Origin of the sequence: Arthrobacter nitrophenolicus, from assembly GCF_045833485.1 — a bacterium.
GTDB lineage: Bacteria > Actinomycetota > Actinomycetes > Actinomycetales > Micrococcaceae > Arthrobacter > Arthrobacter nitrophenolicus.
The window spans coordinates 1880302-1895057 of record NZ_CP174504.1 but is presented as its reverse complement, the minus strand read 5'-3'; the positions used below and the strand labels follow the sequence as shown (position 1 = coordinate 1895057).

The window sequence follows — 14756 nt, the reverse complement described above, 5'->3', positions numbered from 1 at the left end:
AATTTTGGACGGAGTCTTAAAGGGCTTCTTTGTTGTGGGCGCCGTCATGCTGGTCGGCTACATCCTGGGCCGGACCAACGCGCTGGGCCCGCACGGCACTAAGGTGCTGTCCACCCTGACGTTCCTGGTGGGGCTGCCCAGCCTGATGTTTTCCATGATCGCCACCCGGCACATCTCGGACGTCCTCAGCGAAACCGGCCTGATCTCGGTGGCCACAGCCGCGGCCATGATGGTCCTGTTCGCCATCATCGGAGCGATCGCCAGGTGGGGCGTCCGCCGGACCACCATCGGCGCACTGGCCACCGGCATCGTCAACTCCACCAACCTCGGCGTTCCGCTCTCCCTCTATGTGCTGGGCAGTGCCACGTACGTCACGCCCATCATGCTGTTCCAGCTGGCCATCGTCACTCCCATCGCGCTGACCATCTTGGACCTCAGCAATCCCGGCGGTGAGAAGCCCTCCGCCGGGCGGATCGTCGCCACGCCCTTCCGCAACCCCGTGACCGTGGCGGCCATCCTCGGGATCGTCGTCAGCGCCGCCGGCATCCCCGTTCCGGAACTGGTGCTGGATCCCCTCTCGCTGATTGCCCAGGTGACCGTGCCGCTGATGCTGATCATCTTCGGCATGTCACTGCACGGGCTCTCACCCCGGGGCAGCAGCGGCGACGGCGCCCCGACGCTGCTGGCCGTCTTCCTCAAGTCCGTCGCCCAGCCCGTCCTTGCCTGGGCGCTGGCGGTGTTCGTGTTCCGCCTGGACACCTTCAGCACCTTCGTGGTCACGGCCTGCGCCATCCTGCCCACCGGGCAGAACGTGGTCCTGTACGCGGTCCGCTACCGGGCGGGTGAAGGCCTGGCACAGTCGACGGCGGTGCTCACCTCGGCGCTTGCCGTTCCCCTGCTGCTTGGGGCGGCGTGGGTGCTGAACTAGTCAGGCATCCTCGAGCCAGTCCGGGCCGCGTCGCATTCCCGCTTGGTGTCCTACCCCAGCCGTAAGCTGGGAGCATGCCGAGTAACTGGGAAAGCCTTGACGCGCCGCTGCGTGAGTCCGTGCAGCACAACGTGGAGATCTACGAGCGCGTCCGCCCCGCCCTGAAGCTCGTCACCAAGGATGTCCTGCTCATCATGCGGGACATGCTGAAGGACACCGAGGTCACCCCGCTCTTCGTCACGGGCCGGACCAAAACCGTGGAATCGTTCAAGGAAAAGATCTCCCGGACTGAGGAGCCGCTGGAACCGGGCGGTCCCCGCGTGCTGAAGTTCCCGGACCCGTTCCGGACCCTCAATGACATGGTGGGAATCCGGGTCATCACCAGGCTGCCGGCCGAGAATGCCACCGTGGCCAACCTGATCAAACGCCAGCGCCAGCTGTTTGACTGCCGCGGCGACCGCGAGAAGGACATCGGGTCCATCGAGTCCGGCACCTACGGCTACTCCAGCCGGCACCTGATCCTGCGGACCATCCAGAACGAGGCCGTCAAGGAATACCAGCAGGTCTTCAACCCGGACGCCCAGCCCAACGGCAGCTACTTCTTCGAGTGCCAGATCCGCACCATCTTCGCCCATGCCTGGAGCGAGATCGAGCATGACATCCGCTTCAAGGCCGAGGACCCGCGCGCCTGGACACCGCACTTCGACCGCCAGTTCACCGCCACCGCCGCCATGCTGGAAACGGTGGAGACGGCCTTCGCGGACCTGCACGAACGCTATGAGGAGGTCCGCAGCTTCTGGGACATGGACGGCGAGGGTGCCGCGCCGCTCACGCCCAACCGCATCCGCGACGTCTGGCGGACCCTCCTCCCGCACGTTGACCGGAAAGTCGACGACGACTGGGGCTGGGCAGCCGAACTCCTCGCCGCGCACGGCCTCAACCAGACCATGCAGCTGGCCGGACTGCTCAGCGCCAACCGGATCACCGAGGTCCGCAAGGCACTGGACCACCGCTACTCCCCCGGGCCGGACCGCCTCCTGGACGACCTCCTGTTGTGGCAGTACGGCAAAAAGCACATCGAACTCACCGCAGAAGCGCCCGACGTCGTCCCGCACCCCCGGCGCGACAGCCTCATGCGGCGGCTCAAACAGATCGAACGGTACCGGCTCACAAAGAAGTAGCAGTCATCGGGTGCCTCCCCTTTAAATCAGCACGCTGCAACCCTTGACCACGGGTAAGCCATCCTTTTAGTTTAGAGGGTGACCTAAATCAGCAGCGCGCAGGCTTCGAACGGGGACTCTTTGCGTCTCCCAATATTTGCGAAGAAGCAAAACCGGATGGAGAAGCAATGAAGCAGCCACAAGCCCTGGTGGTCCGTGGCGGTTGGGACGGCCACCAGCCCTATGAGGCCACGGAACTGTTCATCCCCTACCTCAAAGACAACGGCTATGACGTGCGCGTGGAGCAATCGCCCAAGATCTACGCCGACGCCGGATACATGGCAGGCGTGGACCTGGTCATGCAGTGCATGACCATGAGTACCATCGAGAAGGACGAGTTCGCCGGACTGCGCGCCGCTATAGAGAACGGGACCGGCCTGGCCGGCTGGCACGGCGGGATCGCCGATTCCTACCGGAACACCTCCGACTACCTGCAGCTGATCGGCGGCCAGTTCGCCTGCCACCCGGGCAAGCACCCTGATGCGTGCGTCGGTGAACAGTCCGACAACTATGTGCCCTACACCGTCAACATGCTGCCGGCAGCAGCGGAGCACCCGATCACCAAGGGGATCAAGGACTTCGATCTGCTCACCGAGCAGTACTGGGTGCTCGCCGACGATTACATCGACGTCCTCGCCACCACCACGCAGACAGTCCGGGAATGGGATCCCTGGAACCGTGAAGTCACGTCCCCCGCCATCTGGACCCGCCAATGGGGCAAAGGGCGGATCTTCGTCGCCACCCCGGGCCACCGGGTGGAAATCCTCCAGGACACCAACGTCCGCACCATCATCGAAAGGGGCCTGCTGTGGGCAAGCCGTTCAAACTGGGAATCATTGGCTGCGGAGCCATCATTGGGCAGTACCTCGCGAGTTTCCGCCGGCTTCCGGACCTCGAACTCGTGGCGGTGGCCGACCTGGACCTGAAGCGCGCGCAGGCAGTGGCGGAACAGTACGACGGCGTCCGTGCCGTCACCGTTGAGGAACTCCTCGCCGCGGACGACGTCGAACTGGTTGTAAACCTCACCATCCCGGCCGCGCACGCCGAGGTGGCGTTGAAGGTGATCGCCGCAGGAAAAGGCGTGTACGGCGAGAAACCCCTCGCAGCCACAACAGCCGAGGCACGCCAGGTGCTGGGCGCGGCGCGCGAGGCGGGTGTCGCCGTCGGCTGTGCCCCCGACACCGTCCTTGGCACGGGCATCCAGACGGCACGCAAGGCAATCGACGACGGCCTCATCGGGGCGCCGATCTCCGCGACCGCCACCATGGCCACGCCTGGCCATGAGCGCTGGCACCCGAATCCGGACTTCTACTACCAGCCCGGCGGCGGCCCGCTCCTGGACATGGGCCCCTACTACGTGACCGCACTGGTAACCCTGCTGGGCCCGGTCGTCTCGGTGATGGGAGCCGCAAGCCACACCCGCAGCGAGCGCACCATCGGTTCCGGGCCGCGCCAGGGTAAGAAGATCCCCGTCAGCATCGACTCCCACGTGACCGGTGTCCTGACCCATGCCTCCGGTGCGCTCTCCACCCTGGTCATGAGCTTCGACGCCGTGAAGTCCAAGTCGCCGAACATCGAGATCCACGGCGAGCTCGGATCGCTGGTGGTTCCGGACCCCAACCACTTCGACGGCGACGTCCAGCTGTTCTCCCTTGGCGCCAGCGGCTGGGAGACCCTTCCGGTGTCGGCCGGATACCTTGATTCCGGACGGGGCTTCGGCATCGCGGACCTGGCCGCCACCCCGCCGGGCCGTGAGCCGCGGGCGGGCGGCACCCTGGCCTACCACGTCCTGGAGGTCATGGAATCCGTCCTCGAATCAGCCCGCACCGGTTCTTCCGTGCGCATCGAGAGCACCGTGGAGCGGCCGGAGAGCGTCGAACTGGCTACCTTGGCACAACAGGCGGACGCGCTGCAGGCCCGGTGACCGCGTCCCGGAAACGGATAGCGTCAGCAGAAGATCACCCCGAAGACACCTTGCGGACACCTGCACCCGGGAGAATCGGACCAGGAAACTCCCATGCGAGAGGCGGGGAAAAGGTCATGGCCAACGATGACTATATCGACGTCGATTTCTGTCGCGGACTCGCGTCAGGCGATGCCATCGAAGCGTATTACAGGAACACCCTGGTTCACCGTGGTCCGGTGGTGGACACTGCGCCGGACCACGGGCTGGTCTGGATCCTCGACACCCTCACCGGCGACGCGCGGCTCCTCGACCTGGCCGAACTCGAGATTGTCCGCATCCCACCGCGTTACCGTGAAGTCCGGGTGGCGGCACCCCGCCCCTAGGACGGGAAGGACCGGCGCGCCAGCCTAAACGGCCAGCCGCTGCCCCTCGGCCATGGCAGGTGCGGAACACGCTACCGGTGCAGGCGCCATCGTGGGGCGGGGAGCCACCACGGGAATGGCGCCCGTCAGCACCTCAACCACTGCCATCTGGCCGGTGGTGTCCGGCACTCCGGGGTACTGCACCTGGGGCGCTTCGGCGGGAGCGGCAGCGGGGCCGTCCGTTGCCCGCATGCGGACCAGCGCCACCGCGGAGATCAGGAACCAGGCCACGTTGGTGAACACCGAGGGCCAGGCACCGTGCAAGGTGCCGTTGATGATGAAGGCAACGGCACCGAACAGGTTTGCCATCTGGAAGCCTTTTCCGGCCTTCATCCAGCCCATGGACACGGCTAGGTATGCACTGAGAATCGCAGCCGCGCCTGCCCAGCCGGCAATTTCCCACAGCAGCTCCATGGCGTCCTTTCAAGGTGTCCCGGGCAGTATCCGGGCAGGGGTTTCGATAGTGATGAAGGTTTGTTTTTGACCGGATGCTGCGTTTACTCGAGCCCTGTTCGGGCGAGGACTACCAGCTGGCGGGACAATCATATCCTGCAGGCCCGCGCTGTTCTGACCGCCGCGCAGTGATGCTGCACACCTCTGGACAACTCCCCTGCCCCGTAGCACGATCTGAGGTGTGACCTCCACTCCCTCGGACCCGTACCTCCGCGAACTCACCCAGCTTCGCCGCGCCAAGGACCGGATGGACCGGGAGTACGCCCAGCCGCTGGATGTCGAATCGCTCGCCAGGGACGTCCATATGTCCGCCGGCCACTTCAGCCGCCGGTTCAAGCTCGCCTACGGTGAATCGCCCTACAGCTACCTCATGACCCGGCGGATCGAACGCGCCATGGCGCTGCTCCGCAAAGGCGGCCTCAGCGTCACCGAGGCGTGCTTCGCCGTCGGCTGTTCCTCACTGGGCACCTTCAGCACCCGCTTCAGCGAGCTGGTGGGCATGTCTCCCAGCGCCTACAAACAGGAGGCGGAACGCTCGGCGGCGGGCATCCCCGCCTGCGTGGAAAAGCAGGTCAGCAGACCGGTCAGGAATCGAGAAGCGCCGCTTCCGGAGCCGCAACTAGCATGGCTGCCATGAACATCACCATCTCCTCCAGCTTCCTTCCGCACACCGATCCCGACGCCTCCCTGGCGTTCTACCGCGACGCCCTGGGCTTCGAAATCCGCAACGACGTTGGCCGCGGCACCATGCGCTGGATCACCGTCGGCCCGGCAGGCCAGCCGGACGTCTCCATCGTCCTCTACCCGCCCGCCGCGGACCCCGGCATCACCGACAACGAGCGCCGCACCATCGCCGAAATGATGGCCAAGGGCACCTACGCCACCGTGGTCCTGTCCTCCCCCGACGTGGACGCCGCCTTCGCCAAGGTGGAGGCGAGCGGGGCCGATGTCGTCCAGGAACCGATCGACCAGCCCTACGGGATCCGGGACTGCGCCTTCCGCGACCCCGCCGGCAACACCGTCCGCATCAACCAGCAGCCCTAAGCTTGAACCCAGCGACGCCAAGGAGGGCTCCGAACCGGCCTCCCTCCGCCCGAACGGCCGAACAGATGGAGACCTCATGAGCACGGACACGAGCACCGGCACCCCCACGGCCGGAATGCACGTCGCTGACACCCACGACACCATCCGCGTCCAGGGCGCGCGGGAAAACAACCTCAAGGACGTCAGCCTGGAGCTGCCCAAGCGCCGGCTGACCGTCTTCACCGGGGTCTCCGGGTCGGGCAAGAGCTCGCTGGTGTTCGCCACCATCGCCGCGGAGTCGCAGCGGCTGATCAACGAAACGTACAGCGCCTTCGTGCAGGGGTTCATGCCCAGCCTGGCCCGTCCCGACGTGGACCGGCTGGAGGGACTGACGACGGCGATCATCGTGGACCAGGAGCGCATGGGCGCCAACCCGCGCTCCACGGTAGGCACCGCCACGGACGCCAACGCCATGCTGCGCATCCTGTTCAGCAGGCTGGGCAAGCCCTACGTCGGCCCGCCCACCGCCTTCTCCTTCAACGTCCCCACCCGCAAGGCCAGCGGCGTAATGAGCACGGAGAAGGGCGGCCGGGTGGAGAAAAGCGTCGTCCAGCAGGTGACGTACCTGGGCGGAATGTGCCCGCACTGCGAAGGCATGGGCAACATCAGCGACATCGACCGGACCGCCCTCTACGACGACTCCAAGTCCCTGAACGAAGGTGCCCTGACCGTGCCGGGCTACTCGATGGACGGCTGGTACGGGCGGCTGTTCGAGGGCATGGGCCTGCCGATGGACAAGCCCATCGCCTCCTTCACCAAGAGGCAGCTGGACACGATGCTGTACGCCGAGCCCACCAAGATCAAGGTGGAAGGCGTCAACCTCACGTTCGAGGGGATCATCCCCAAGATCCAGAAATCCATGCTGTCCAAGGACGTGGAGGCCATGCAGCCGCACGTCCGCCGTTTCGTGGAGCGGGCCGTCACGTTCGACACCTGCCCGGACTGCAAGGGCACCCGCCTGACGCCTGAGGCGCTGTCCTCGAAGATCAAGGGCAAGAACATCGCAGACCTCTGCAGCATGCAGATCAGCGACCTCGCCGAATGGATCCGAGGGCTGGACGAGCCCTCGGTCCGGCCGCTGCTCGGCGGGCTCCGGGACCTGCTGGACTCCTTCGCCGAGATCGGCCTGGGCTACCTGTCCCTGGAACGGCCCGCCGGCACCCTCTCCGGCGGCGAGGCGCAGCGCACCAAGATGATCCGGCACCTTGGCTCCTCCCTGACCGACGTCACCTACGTCTTTGACGAGCCCACCATCGGCCTGCACCCGCACGACATCGAGCGGATGAACAACCTCCTGGTGCAGCTGCGCGACAAAGGCAACACCGTCCTGGTGGTGGAGCACAAACCCGAGACCATCGCCATTGCCGATCACGTCGTCGACCTCGGCCCGTTGGCCGGCTCCGGCGGCGGCGAGATTGTCTACGAGGGCGACGTCGACGGGCTGCGCTCCAGCGACACCATCACCGGGCGGCACATCGGCTACCGGGCCCGGCTCAAGGACACCTTCAGGACTGCGGCCGGGGCGCTGGAAGTGCGCGGCGCGTCCACCAACAACCTGCGCAACGTGGACGTGGACGTGCCGCTGGGCGTCCTGTGCGTGGTCACGGGTGTGGCCGGCTCGGGCAAAAGCTCGCTCATCCACGGCTCGCTGGCTGACCGCGAAGGCGTCATTACCATCGACCAGGGCGCCATCAAGGGCTCGCGGCGCAGCAACCCCGCCACCTACACCGGGCTCCTCGAACCCGTCCGCAAGGCCTTCGCCAAGGCCAACGGCGTCAAGCCGGCGCTCTTCAGCTCCAACTCGGAGGGCGCCTGCCCCACCTGCAACGGCGCCGGCGTGATCTTCACCGAACTCGGCGTCATGGCCACGGTGGAATCCACCTGCGAGGACTGCGAAGGCCGCCGGTTCCAGGCCGCCGTGCTGGAGTACACGCTGGACGGCCGCAACATCGCCGAAGTGCTGGCGATGTCCGTCGAGGAGGCACTGGCCTACTTCAGCGAAGGCGACGCCAAGACCCCGGCCGCACACAAAATCCTGGAGCGGCTGGCGGACGTCGGCCTGGGCTACATCACGCTTGGCCAGCCCCTCACCGCCCTGTCCGGCGGCGAGCGCCAGCGGCTGAAGCTGGCCACGCAGATGGCGGAGAAGGGCGACGTCTACATCCTGGACGAGCCCACCACGGGCCTGCACCTGGCCGACGTCGAGAACCTGCTGGGCCTGCTGGACCGGCTGGTGGAGTCGGGCAAGTCGGTGATCGTCATCGAGCACCACCAGGCCGTGATGGCGCACGCGGACTGGATCATCGACATCGGGCCCGGAGCAGGGCACGACGGCGGCAGGATCGTTTTCGAGGGCACGCCGGCCGGCCTTGTGGCCAAGCGGGCCACGCTCACCGGGCAGCACCTGGCGGCGTATGTCGGTGGTTGAGCCTGCCCGTCCGGTGGTTGAGCCTGTCGATCCGGTGGTTGAGCCTGCCCGTCCGGTGGTTGAGCCTGTCGAAACCTACCGGTACGACGTCGAGATCCTGCACCTGCTGGTGTCCCCCGGGCATGCCTATTTTGGCCGTGCCCGGGACGGCGCCGCGGACGTGCCCACGGTGGACGCGGAACAGGCCGAGGTGGTGGCGGGCAAGGGCATCGTGGGAGACCGTTTCTTCGGCAAGGCGGCCCACATGGATGCCGCGGTGACGTTGTTCGCCGTCGAATCCCTGGAGGCCATTGCCGCCGAGCTGGGGGCCGGGCCCTTCGATCCGCTGCTGACCCGGCGGAACGTAGTGCTCCGCGGCGCGCAGCTGGCGCCCCTGCTGGGGCAGGACTTCGTGCTGGAATCGGGCGGCTCGGCGGTAACGCTGCACGCCGGGCGGCACGCCCAGCCGTGCGCCTGGATGAACGAGGTGCTCGCCCCGGGCGCCCACGCCGCGATGCGCGGACGCGGGGGCATCCGCTGCCGTGCTGTCTCCGGCGGCTTCCTGCACCGCGGCCCGGCAGTCCTGGTCAGCCCGGTACCGCTGGATCCGGCGCAGGCCGGCGTGCCCAGCGTGCTGCGCCCGTCGCGGCTGCCGTAACTAATCCAGCTGCACACCCCGGAGCAGCACCAGCGTTCCGCCCACCACCACCGCCGAGGCAAGGAAGACGCCGGCCGTGCCAAGGCCTGCCGCGACGACGCCGATGGCGCTGGGCAGCACCACCTGGCCCACCCGGTTCCCCGCCAGCCGCAGGGCAAGGGCACGCCCGCGCTGCCCGGCCGGAGCCTGCGCTGAAAGCCAGGACATGGTGAGGGGCTGGCCGATGCCCAGTCCCAGTCCGAGCACTGCCATGACCACAAAGAGCAGCCATGCCGGCATGGGGATCGCGGCGGCAGCCAGCGCGGCGGTGGACAGGGCAAGGCTCACCACCAGCAGCCTCATCCGGCCGATCGTCCGGGCAATCCTGCCCAGCAGGATCCGGGAGACCATGGAGAACACGGCCCGGACCGTCAGCAGGGCGCCGACGGTTGCGGCAGTGAGCCCGCGGTCGGCGCCGAGCGCGGGAAGGTAGACCATGGTGAGGTCCACCACGGCAAGAACCGTGGCGCTGGTGGCCAGCGCCCTGGCGACACCCGGTGCCTTCAGCAGCCCAAGGGCGCTGCCTTTGGCGCCCTCTCCGGCAATCGCCTTTTTCCTGCCTCCCCCGAACTTCGCCGAAATGAGGAAGGTGGCCAGGAACAGCACCAGGCTCATGCAGACCGAAAGGAAGAAGATGGCCTGGGTATCGGGGCGCACGGAAGCTCCGCCCACGAGGGAAATCGCCAGCGGTCCCAGGGCCTGCCCCAGGGAGGCCGCGAAAGTCAGGTAGCCAAAGGCGGAGTCCAGCCGGGTTGCGGCGGCGTTGTTGGCAACCACCGCCTGCTGCCCCACCACACAGGCCAGTTGTCCCGCGCCCAGCAGCGCCGTTCCGGCCACCAGCGCAACGATTGACGAACCCCACAGCAGCAGGAAGGCGGAACACAGCAGCACGACGGCGGATCCGGCCGCCATCAGCCGGCGTTCACCCAGGCGGTCCACCAGGCTGCCCGTGGGGACGGCGAGCAGCAGGGGAAAGACGGCATAGCTGGCGGCGAGCAGCCCCAGGGCGAAGCCGGGAACATCGAGTTCGAGTGCACGGTAGGTGGCGGCCGGCCGGACCAGGAAGGTGACGGCCTGGATCAGCGTGGAATGGACCAGCAGGGCTGTGGCGGAGCGGCGTCCGAGTTCCCCGATCACTGGTTGTCCGCGGCGTTGGCGGTCACGGCGCGCACTGCCGCGTCGCGTGCACCCATCACGTGGTCGAAGGCGACCTTGGCGGCCTTCTCCGGGTTGCCGGCCGCCACGGCACCGACCAGGGTCCGGTGCTGGTCCAGGGCCTGGTCCCGCCGCTCCTGGGTGCTGTTGGTGAAGTGGCGGTACCGTTCCATCTGGCTGGAAATCTGCTCATGGAAGCGGCGTGCCCAGGAGTTCCCGGCAATGGCGGCGATTTTGGCATGCAGGGCCATTCCCTGCTGCATCGCATCATCGGCAAACTCCACCATGGCGGCATTTCGAGCAAGGATGCCGCGCAGCGCTTCGATGTCCGCCTCCGTCGCCTTGAGGCAGGCGTTCCGCGCCATGAGGGATTCCATGGCAGCCCGGACCTCATAGAGTTCGGAAATCGCGGCCTCATCCAGCGCCGGCACCACCACACCGCCGGTTGGCTGCTGCTCCAGCAGGCTCTCGGAAATGAGCCGCCGCACCGCTTCACGCAGGGGCGTGCGGCTCACCTGGAGCGCCGACGCCATCGCCGGTTCGTAGATGCGCTCCCCCGGTTTCAGCTCCAGGGTCAGGATCCGGCGCTTCAGTTCGGCGTAGACAACGTGGGCTCCGGTGTTCCGGGCCGGTGATTCTGGCATGGTATACCTCCCCGGAAATCATACATGTATACATCTATACAGATTCTCGGATCGGGCAGTTGCCAATTTGTGCCAAAGCAGTTAACTTAGTCTTTCCGGAGGGGAGTATCCCCCACTCCGTCCATCGTCAGTACGTAGGCCCCAGCGCCTTCCGGTGGACAGGCCAGCACTGGCCGGGAGAGACCTCCAGTTGGTTACTACTGACTGGAAGCAGGTGCTCCATGAATGTTCCCCTGTGGATGTGGTTCGCTGTCGTCGGATTCATCCTCCTCATGCTCGTCGTCGACCTCGTCGCCCACCGCCATGCGCATGTCATTTCCGTCCGCGAGGCTGCGGCCTGGTCCGCCGTCTGGGTGGTCTTCGGCGTGGCGTTCGGCGGCGTCGTCTGGCTGATGTACGGCGCTGAGTTCGGGCAGCAGTACTTCGCGGGCTACCTCATCGAAAAGTCGCTGGCGGTAGACAACGTGTTTGTCTGGGCGATCATCTTTACGTTCTTCGCGGTGCCGCGCGAGTACCAGCACCGGGTCCTGTTCTTCGGCGTCCTGGGGGCGCTGTTATTCCGCGGCGTGTTCATCGCAGCCGGGTCGGCGATCATCGCCAGCGCCGGGTGGGTCCTTTACCTGTTCGCCGCCTTCCTGCTGTTCACCGGGTACCGGATGCTCAAACAGCGCAACGAGCACATCGACCCGGAGAAGTCGCGGGCGCTGAAGCTGTTCCGCCGGCATGTGCCGATGACGGATGCCTTTCACGGCCAGCGGTTCCTGATCAGGAGGAACGGCGTCCTGCTCGCCACTCCCCTGCTGGCCGTCCTTGTCCTGGTGGAGGTCACGGACATCATCTTCGCCGTCGACTCCATCCCCGCCATCTTCGCGGTCACGGACGAGGTCTTCCTGGTGTTCACGGCCAACGCCTTCGCCATCCTGGGCCTGCGCGCCATGTACTTCCTGCTGGCGGACCTTATCCACCGGTTCGTGTACCTGAAGGCGGGCCTGGCCCTGGTGCTGGTCTGGGTGGGCATCAAGATGGCGCTCAAGATCGACGTCTACTACATTCCGACGCCGGTCTCCCTCGCTGTCATCGCCACCATCCTGGGCGTCTCCATCGCCGCGAGCCTGATTGCCACCCGCGGCCAGGCCCGGCATGAGCCGCCGGCGCCGGCAGTACCGCCTTTCCGCAATGCGACGCCCGAGGAACTCGAGGCGCTGCAGCCGTTGTGGGGAGGCCGGCATGAGGCACGGGGCAAGGAGGACGTCCCGCCCGCAGAGGAGTCCGTGCGGTAGCCGGCGCCAGGTAGGCAGAAGACGCAGCGGGGACAGCAGGCGCGGCACAGGGGCTTGCTGTCCCCGCTGTTTTCCGCATAATCTACATCGTTGTAGAAGGAATATGGCTGGCAGTTCAGGCAAAGAGGAGTGGCGTGGCGAATGCAAGGGGGGCCTCGTTCCCGCTGGACCGGATCCGGCTCCTGGACAGCCCGTTCCGGCAGGCGCAGGACACCTCTGTCCGCTACATCCTGTCGCTCGACGCCGACCGGCTGTTCGCGCCCTATCTTCACGAGGCCGGGCTGGAGCCCGCCGCCGTAGCCTACGGCAACTGGGAGTCGGATGGCCTGGGCGGCCACATCGGCGGGCACTACCTGTCCGGCTGCGCCAAGCTGTATGCAGCCACCGGCAACCCGGAACTCCTGGCGAAGGGGCGGGCCGCCGTCGTGATCCTCGGAACCTGCCAGGCCGCGCACGGTGACGGCTACGTGGGCGGGGTGCCCCGCGGCAGGGAACTCGGCCAGGAACTGGCCCGCGGCGAGGTGGACGCAGACCTGTTCACGCTCAATGGCCGGTGGGTTCCGCTATACAACCTGCACAAGACGCTGGCGGGGCTGCTGGACGCCCACAAGTTCGCCGGGTCCGGGGAAGCGCTGGACATTGCCGTCGGGCTGGCGGGCTGGTGGCTGCGGGTCTCGGCGCGCCTTGCGGATGACGCGTTCGAGGAGGTTCTCCACGCCGAATTCGGCGGTATGAACGAGGCCTTCGCTCTTCTGTGGGAGCTGACGGGCCGGGAGGAGTACCTCCGAGAGGCCCGGCGCTTGTCGCACCGCGCACTGCTGGATCCGCTGGCTGCCGGACAGGACCTGCTGGATGGCCTGCACGCGAACACCCAGATTCCCAAGGTGGTAGGTTACGCGAGGCTGGCCGGCCCGACGCATGACGCGGATTTGGCACACGCGTGCGATATCTTCTGGGAGTCAGTAGTGTCCCGGCGGTCGGTGTCCATCGGCGGGAACAGCGTGCGCGAGTACTTCCACCCGACGTCGGATTTCTCCCCGATGGTCCAGGACCCGCAGGGACCGGAGACCTGCAACACGTACAACATGCTGAAGCTGGCCAAACTGCGCTTTGAGGCCCACGGTGACGCGGCCGCCGTCGACTTCTATGAACGGGCCACGTACAACCACATCCTGTCCTCGCAGCACCCCGGGACGGGCGGGCTGGTGTACTTCACGCCGATGCGGCCGGGGCACTACCGGGTGTACTCGCGGGCGCAGGAGTCCATGTGGTGCTGTGTGGGGTCCGGCCTGGAGAACCACGCCCGCTACGGGGAGCTGATCTACAGCCGCGCCGGGAATGACCTCCTGGTCAACCTGTACATCCCGTCAACCCTCGACTGGCAGGAGTACGGCCTGCGCGTGCGGCTGGAAACCGGGTTTCCGTTCTCCGACCACGTGGCCCTGGTTGTTACCGCGGAAGCGCCGGTGGAGGCCACCATCCGGCTGCGCCGGCCCTTCTGGGCTGCGGAGATGGAGGTCGACGCCGGCACAGGGCCGGGCGCGGAGGCGGACGACGGCGGCGGGTACGTGAGCATCAGCCGCACCTGGCAGGGTACGTCCACCGTGAACATCCGGCTGCAGGCCGATTTCGCTGCAGAGGCCCTGCCGGACGGGTCCTCCTGGGTCTCGTTCCGGTACGGGCCCGTGGTGCTGGCCGCCCGGGCAGGACATGAGGGCGTTGAAGGCTTTGAGGCGCCGGACGAGCGGATGGGGCACGTCGCCTCCGGACCCATGCTGCCGCTCAGCCAGACTCCCGTGGTGCCGGATTGCGGCGCCATCAGGCTGGTGGACCGGGAGGCGTTGCGTGCCGAAATGGACGTGGTGGACGCATCCGGGCGCGCGGGCACTGTTTTGCTGGAGCCGTTCGCCGGCATCCATGACGAGCGCTACACCGTCTACTGGCCAACGGGCGATCCCGGCCAGCGGTCCGCCGAACTGCGGCTCCTGGACCAGGCCGCCGCGGCACGCATGGCGGTGGTGGACGAGGTCATGGCGGGGGAACAACAGCCCGAATCCGATCACGGCTTCGCCGGGAAGGCCACGCGCGCCGGCGGCGGGGACGGGCTGCACTGGCGCAGTGCCACCGGGTGGTTCTCCTACGTCCTGTCGGATCCGGGGCAGGAGGCGGAAAGCCTGCGCGTCCGGTTCCGGGCTGACGAAGGGCGCGGCCATCAGCTGCGGCTGAACGGCGCAGTGCTGGACCGGCCGGCCCTGGAGCGCCGGGACGGCGACATTGTGGTGCTCGACTACCAGGTTCCGGCGGCCTACCCCGGCCACGAAGCAGACGGGCGGCTGGTCTTCAGCGTCCATGCCCTGCCCGGCCACACGTCCGGCGACCTGCTCTCCGTTGCGTTGCTCCGGCGGGGAGCCTGACCCTGGATCCACCCAGCCGGCGCTGCCCGCTTTGGTGCGTCCCGCCGTCGTAATCCTGTCCCGGATGCGGCGGCACCGCCGTCGAACGCTGAGGGATGGCCGTGCCGCAGATCCGTTCCCCCGGAAATCTGCGGCACGGCAGCTGTT

Annotated in this window: 14 protein-coding genes; 11 read left to right on the top strand and 3 right to left on the bottom strand. The window is 67.1% G+C overall.

What is annotated here, in order from left to right; translation table 11 throughout:
* Nucleotides 1-4: 4 nt before the first annotated feature.
* The 5 genes from ACJJV6_RS08835 to ACJJV6_RS08815 all read left to right on the top strand — a co-directional run bounded on the left by ACJJV6_RS08835 (nucleotide 5) and on the right by ACJJV6_RS08815 (nucleotide 4437).
* Nucleotides 5-928 carry an AEC family transporter gene (locus ACJJV6_RS08835; protein ID WP_407710333.1) on the top strand — a complete coding sequence of 308 codons (924 nt, stop codon included), beginning with the start codon at nucleotides 5-7 and terminating at the stop codon, nucleotides 926-928.
* A gap of 74 nt (nucleotides 929-1002) precedes the next feature.
* The gene (locus tag ACJJV6_RS08830; protein WP_009357567.1) at nucleotides 1003-2109 is read left to right on the top strand and encodes a GTP pyrophosphokinase family protein; all 1107 of its coding nucleotides are present in this window, start codon (nucleotides 1003-1005) and stop codon (nucleotides 2107-2109) included.
* Between the two features lie 167 nt (nucleotides 2110-2276).
* On the top strand, nucleotides 2277-3074 hold the full coding sequence (locus tag ACJJV6_RS08825) for a ThuA domain-containing protein (protein WP_407710332.1): 798 nt from the start codon (nucleotides 2277-2279) through the stop codon (nucleotides 3072-3074).
* Entirely contained in the window at nucleotides 2957-4072 is a 1116-nt protein-coding gene (locus ACJJV6_RS08820; RefSeq protein ID WP_407710331.1) for a Gfo/Idh/MocA family protein, read from the top strand. Before ACJJV6_RS08825 ends, ACJJV6_RS08820 begins: the two co-directional genes overlap by 118 nt.
* 116 nt (nucleotides 4073-4188) lie before the next feature.
* A complete protein-coding gene (locus ACJJV6_RS08815) occupies nucleotides 4189-4437 on the top strand; it encodes a hypothetical protein (RefSeq protein ID WP_407710330.1) in 249 nt (82 codons plus the stop codon).
* 24 nt (nucleotides 4438-4461) lie between these two features.
* On the opposite strand, the gene ACJJV6_RS08810 is transcribed toward ACJJV6_RS08815, so the two are convergent.
* Nucleotides 4462-4890, bottom strand: coding sequence for a hypothetical protein (locus tag ACJJV6_RS08810; protein ID WP_407710329.1), 429 nt, complete (start codon nucleotides 4888-4890; stop codon nucleotides 4462-4464).
* A gap of 220 nt (nucleotides 4891-5110) precedes the next feature.
* On the opposite strand from ACJJV6_RS08810, the gene ACJJV6_RS08805 reads away from it, so the two are divergent.
* The 4 genes from ACJJV6_RS08805 (at nucleotide 5111) to ACJJV6_RS08790 (ending at nucleotide 9077) form a co-directional block, all read left to right on the top strand.
* Entirely contained in the window at nucleotides 5111-5566 is a 456-nt protein-coding gene (locus tag ACJJV6_RS08805; protein WP_407710328.1) for a helix-turn-helix transcriptional regulator, read from the top strand.
* The gene (locus tag ACJJV6_RS08800; RefSeq protein WP_407710327.1) at nucleotides 5554-5973 is read left to right on the top strand and encodes a VOC family protein; all 420 of its coding nucleotides are present in this window, start codon (nucleotides 5554-5556) and stop codon (nucleotides 5971-5973) included. Before ACJJV6_RS08805 ends, ACJJV6_RS08800 begins: the two co-directional genes overlap by 13 nt.
* Before the next feature lie 76 nt (nucleotides 5974-6049).
* Nucleotides 6050-8440, top strand: a complete 2391-nt coding sequence (locus ACJJV6_RS08795; RefSeq protein WP_407710326.1) for an ATP-binding cassette domain-containing protein — start codon at nucleotides 6050-6052, stop codon at nucleotides 8438-8440.
* Nucleotides 8441-8495: 55 nt separating this feature from the next.
* A complete protein-coding gene (locus ACJJV6_RS08790; RefSeq protein WP_407710483.1) occupies nucleotides 8496-9077 on the top strand; it encodes an MOSC domain-containing protein in 582 nt (193 codons plus the stop codon).
* Here the strand turns inward: ACJJV6_RS08790 and ACJJV6_RS08785 are convergent, their stop codons facing one another.
* Together ACJJV6_RS08785 and ACJJV6_RS08780 are read right to left on the bottom strand one after the other, a co-directional pair.
* The gene (locus tag ACJJV6_RS08785) at nucleotides 9078-10253 is read right to left on the bottom strand and encodes an MFS transporter (protein WP_407710325.1); all 1176 of its coding nucleotides are present in this window, start codon (nucleotides 10251-10253) and stop codon (nucleotides 9078-9080) included.
* Nucleotides 10250-10915 carry a GntR family transcriptional regulator gene (locus ACJJV6_RS08780; protein ID WP_407710324.1) on the bottom strand — a complete coding sequence of 222 codons (666 nt, stop codon included), beginning with the start codon at nucleotides 10913-10915 and terminating at the stop codon, nucleotides 10250-10252. Before ACJJV6_RS08780 ends, ACJJV6_RS08785 begins: the two co-directional genes overlap by 4 nt.
* Nucleotides 10916-11136: 221 nt before the next feature.
* Here ACJJV6_RS08780 and ACJJV6_RS08775 point away from each other — a divergent pair, with 221 nt between their 5' ends.
* Both ACJJV6_RS08775 and ACJJV6_RS08770 read left to right on the top strand, forming a co-directional pair.
* Nucleotides 11137-12195: a TerC family protein gene (locus ACJJV6_RS08775; protein WP_407710323.1), complete on the top strand. Its 1059-nt coding sequence runs from the start codon at nucleotides 11137-11139 to the stop codon at nucleotides 12193-12195.
* 134 nt (nucleotides 12196-12329) lie between these two features.
* Complete coding sequence (locus ACJJV6_RS08770; protein ID WP_407710322.1) at nucleotides 12330-14609, top strand: beta-L-arabinofuranosidase domain-containing protein; 2280 nt, start codon at nucleotides 12330-12332, stop codon at nucleotides 14607-14609.
* Nucleotides 14610-14756: the final 147 nt, after the last annotated feature.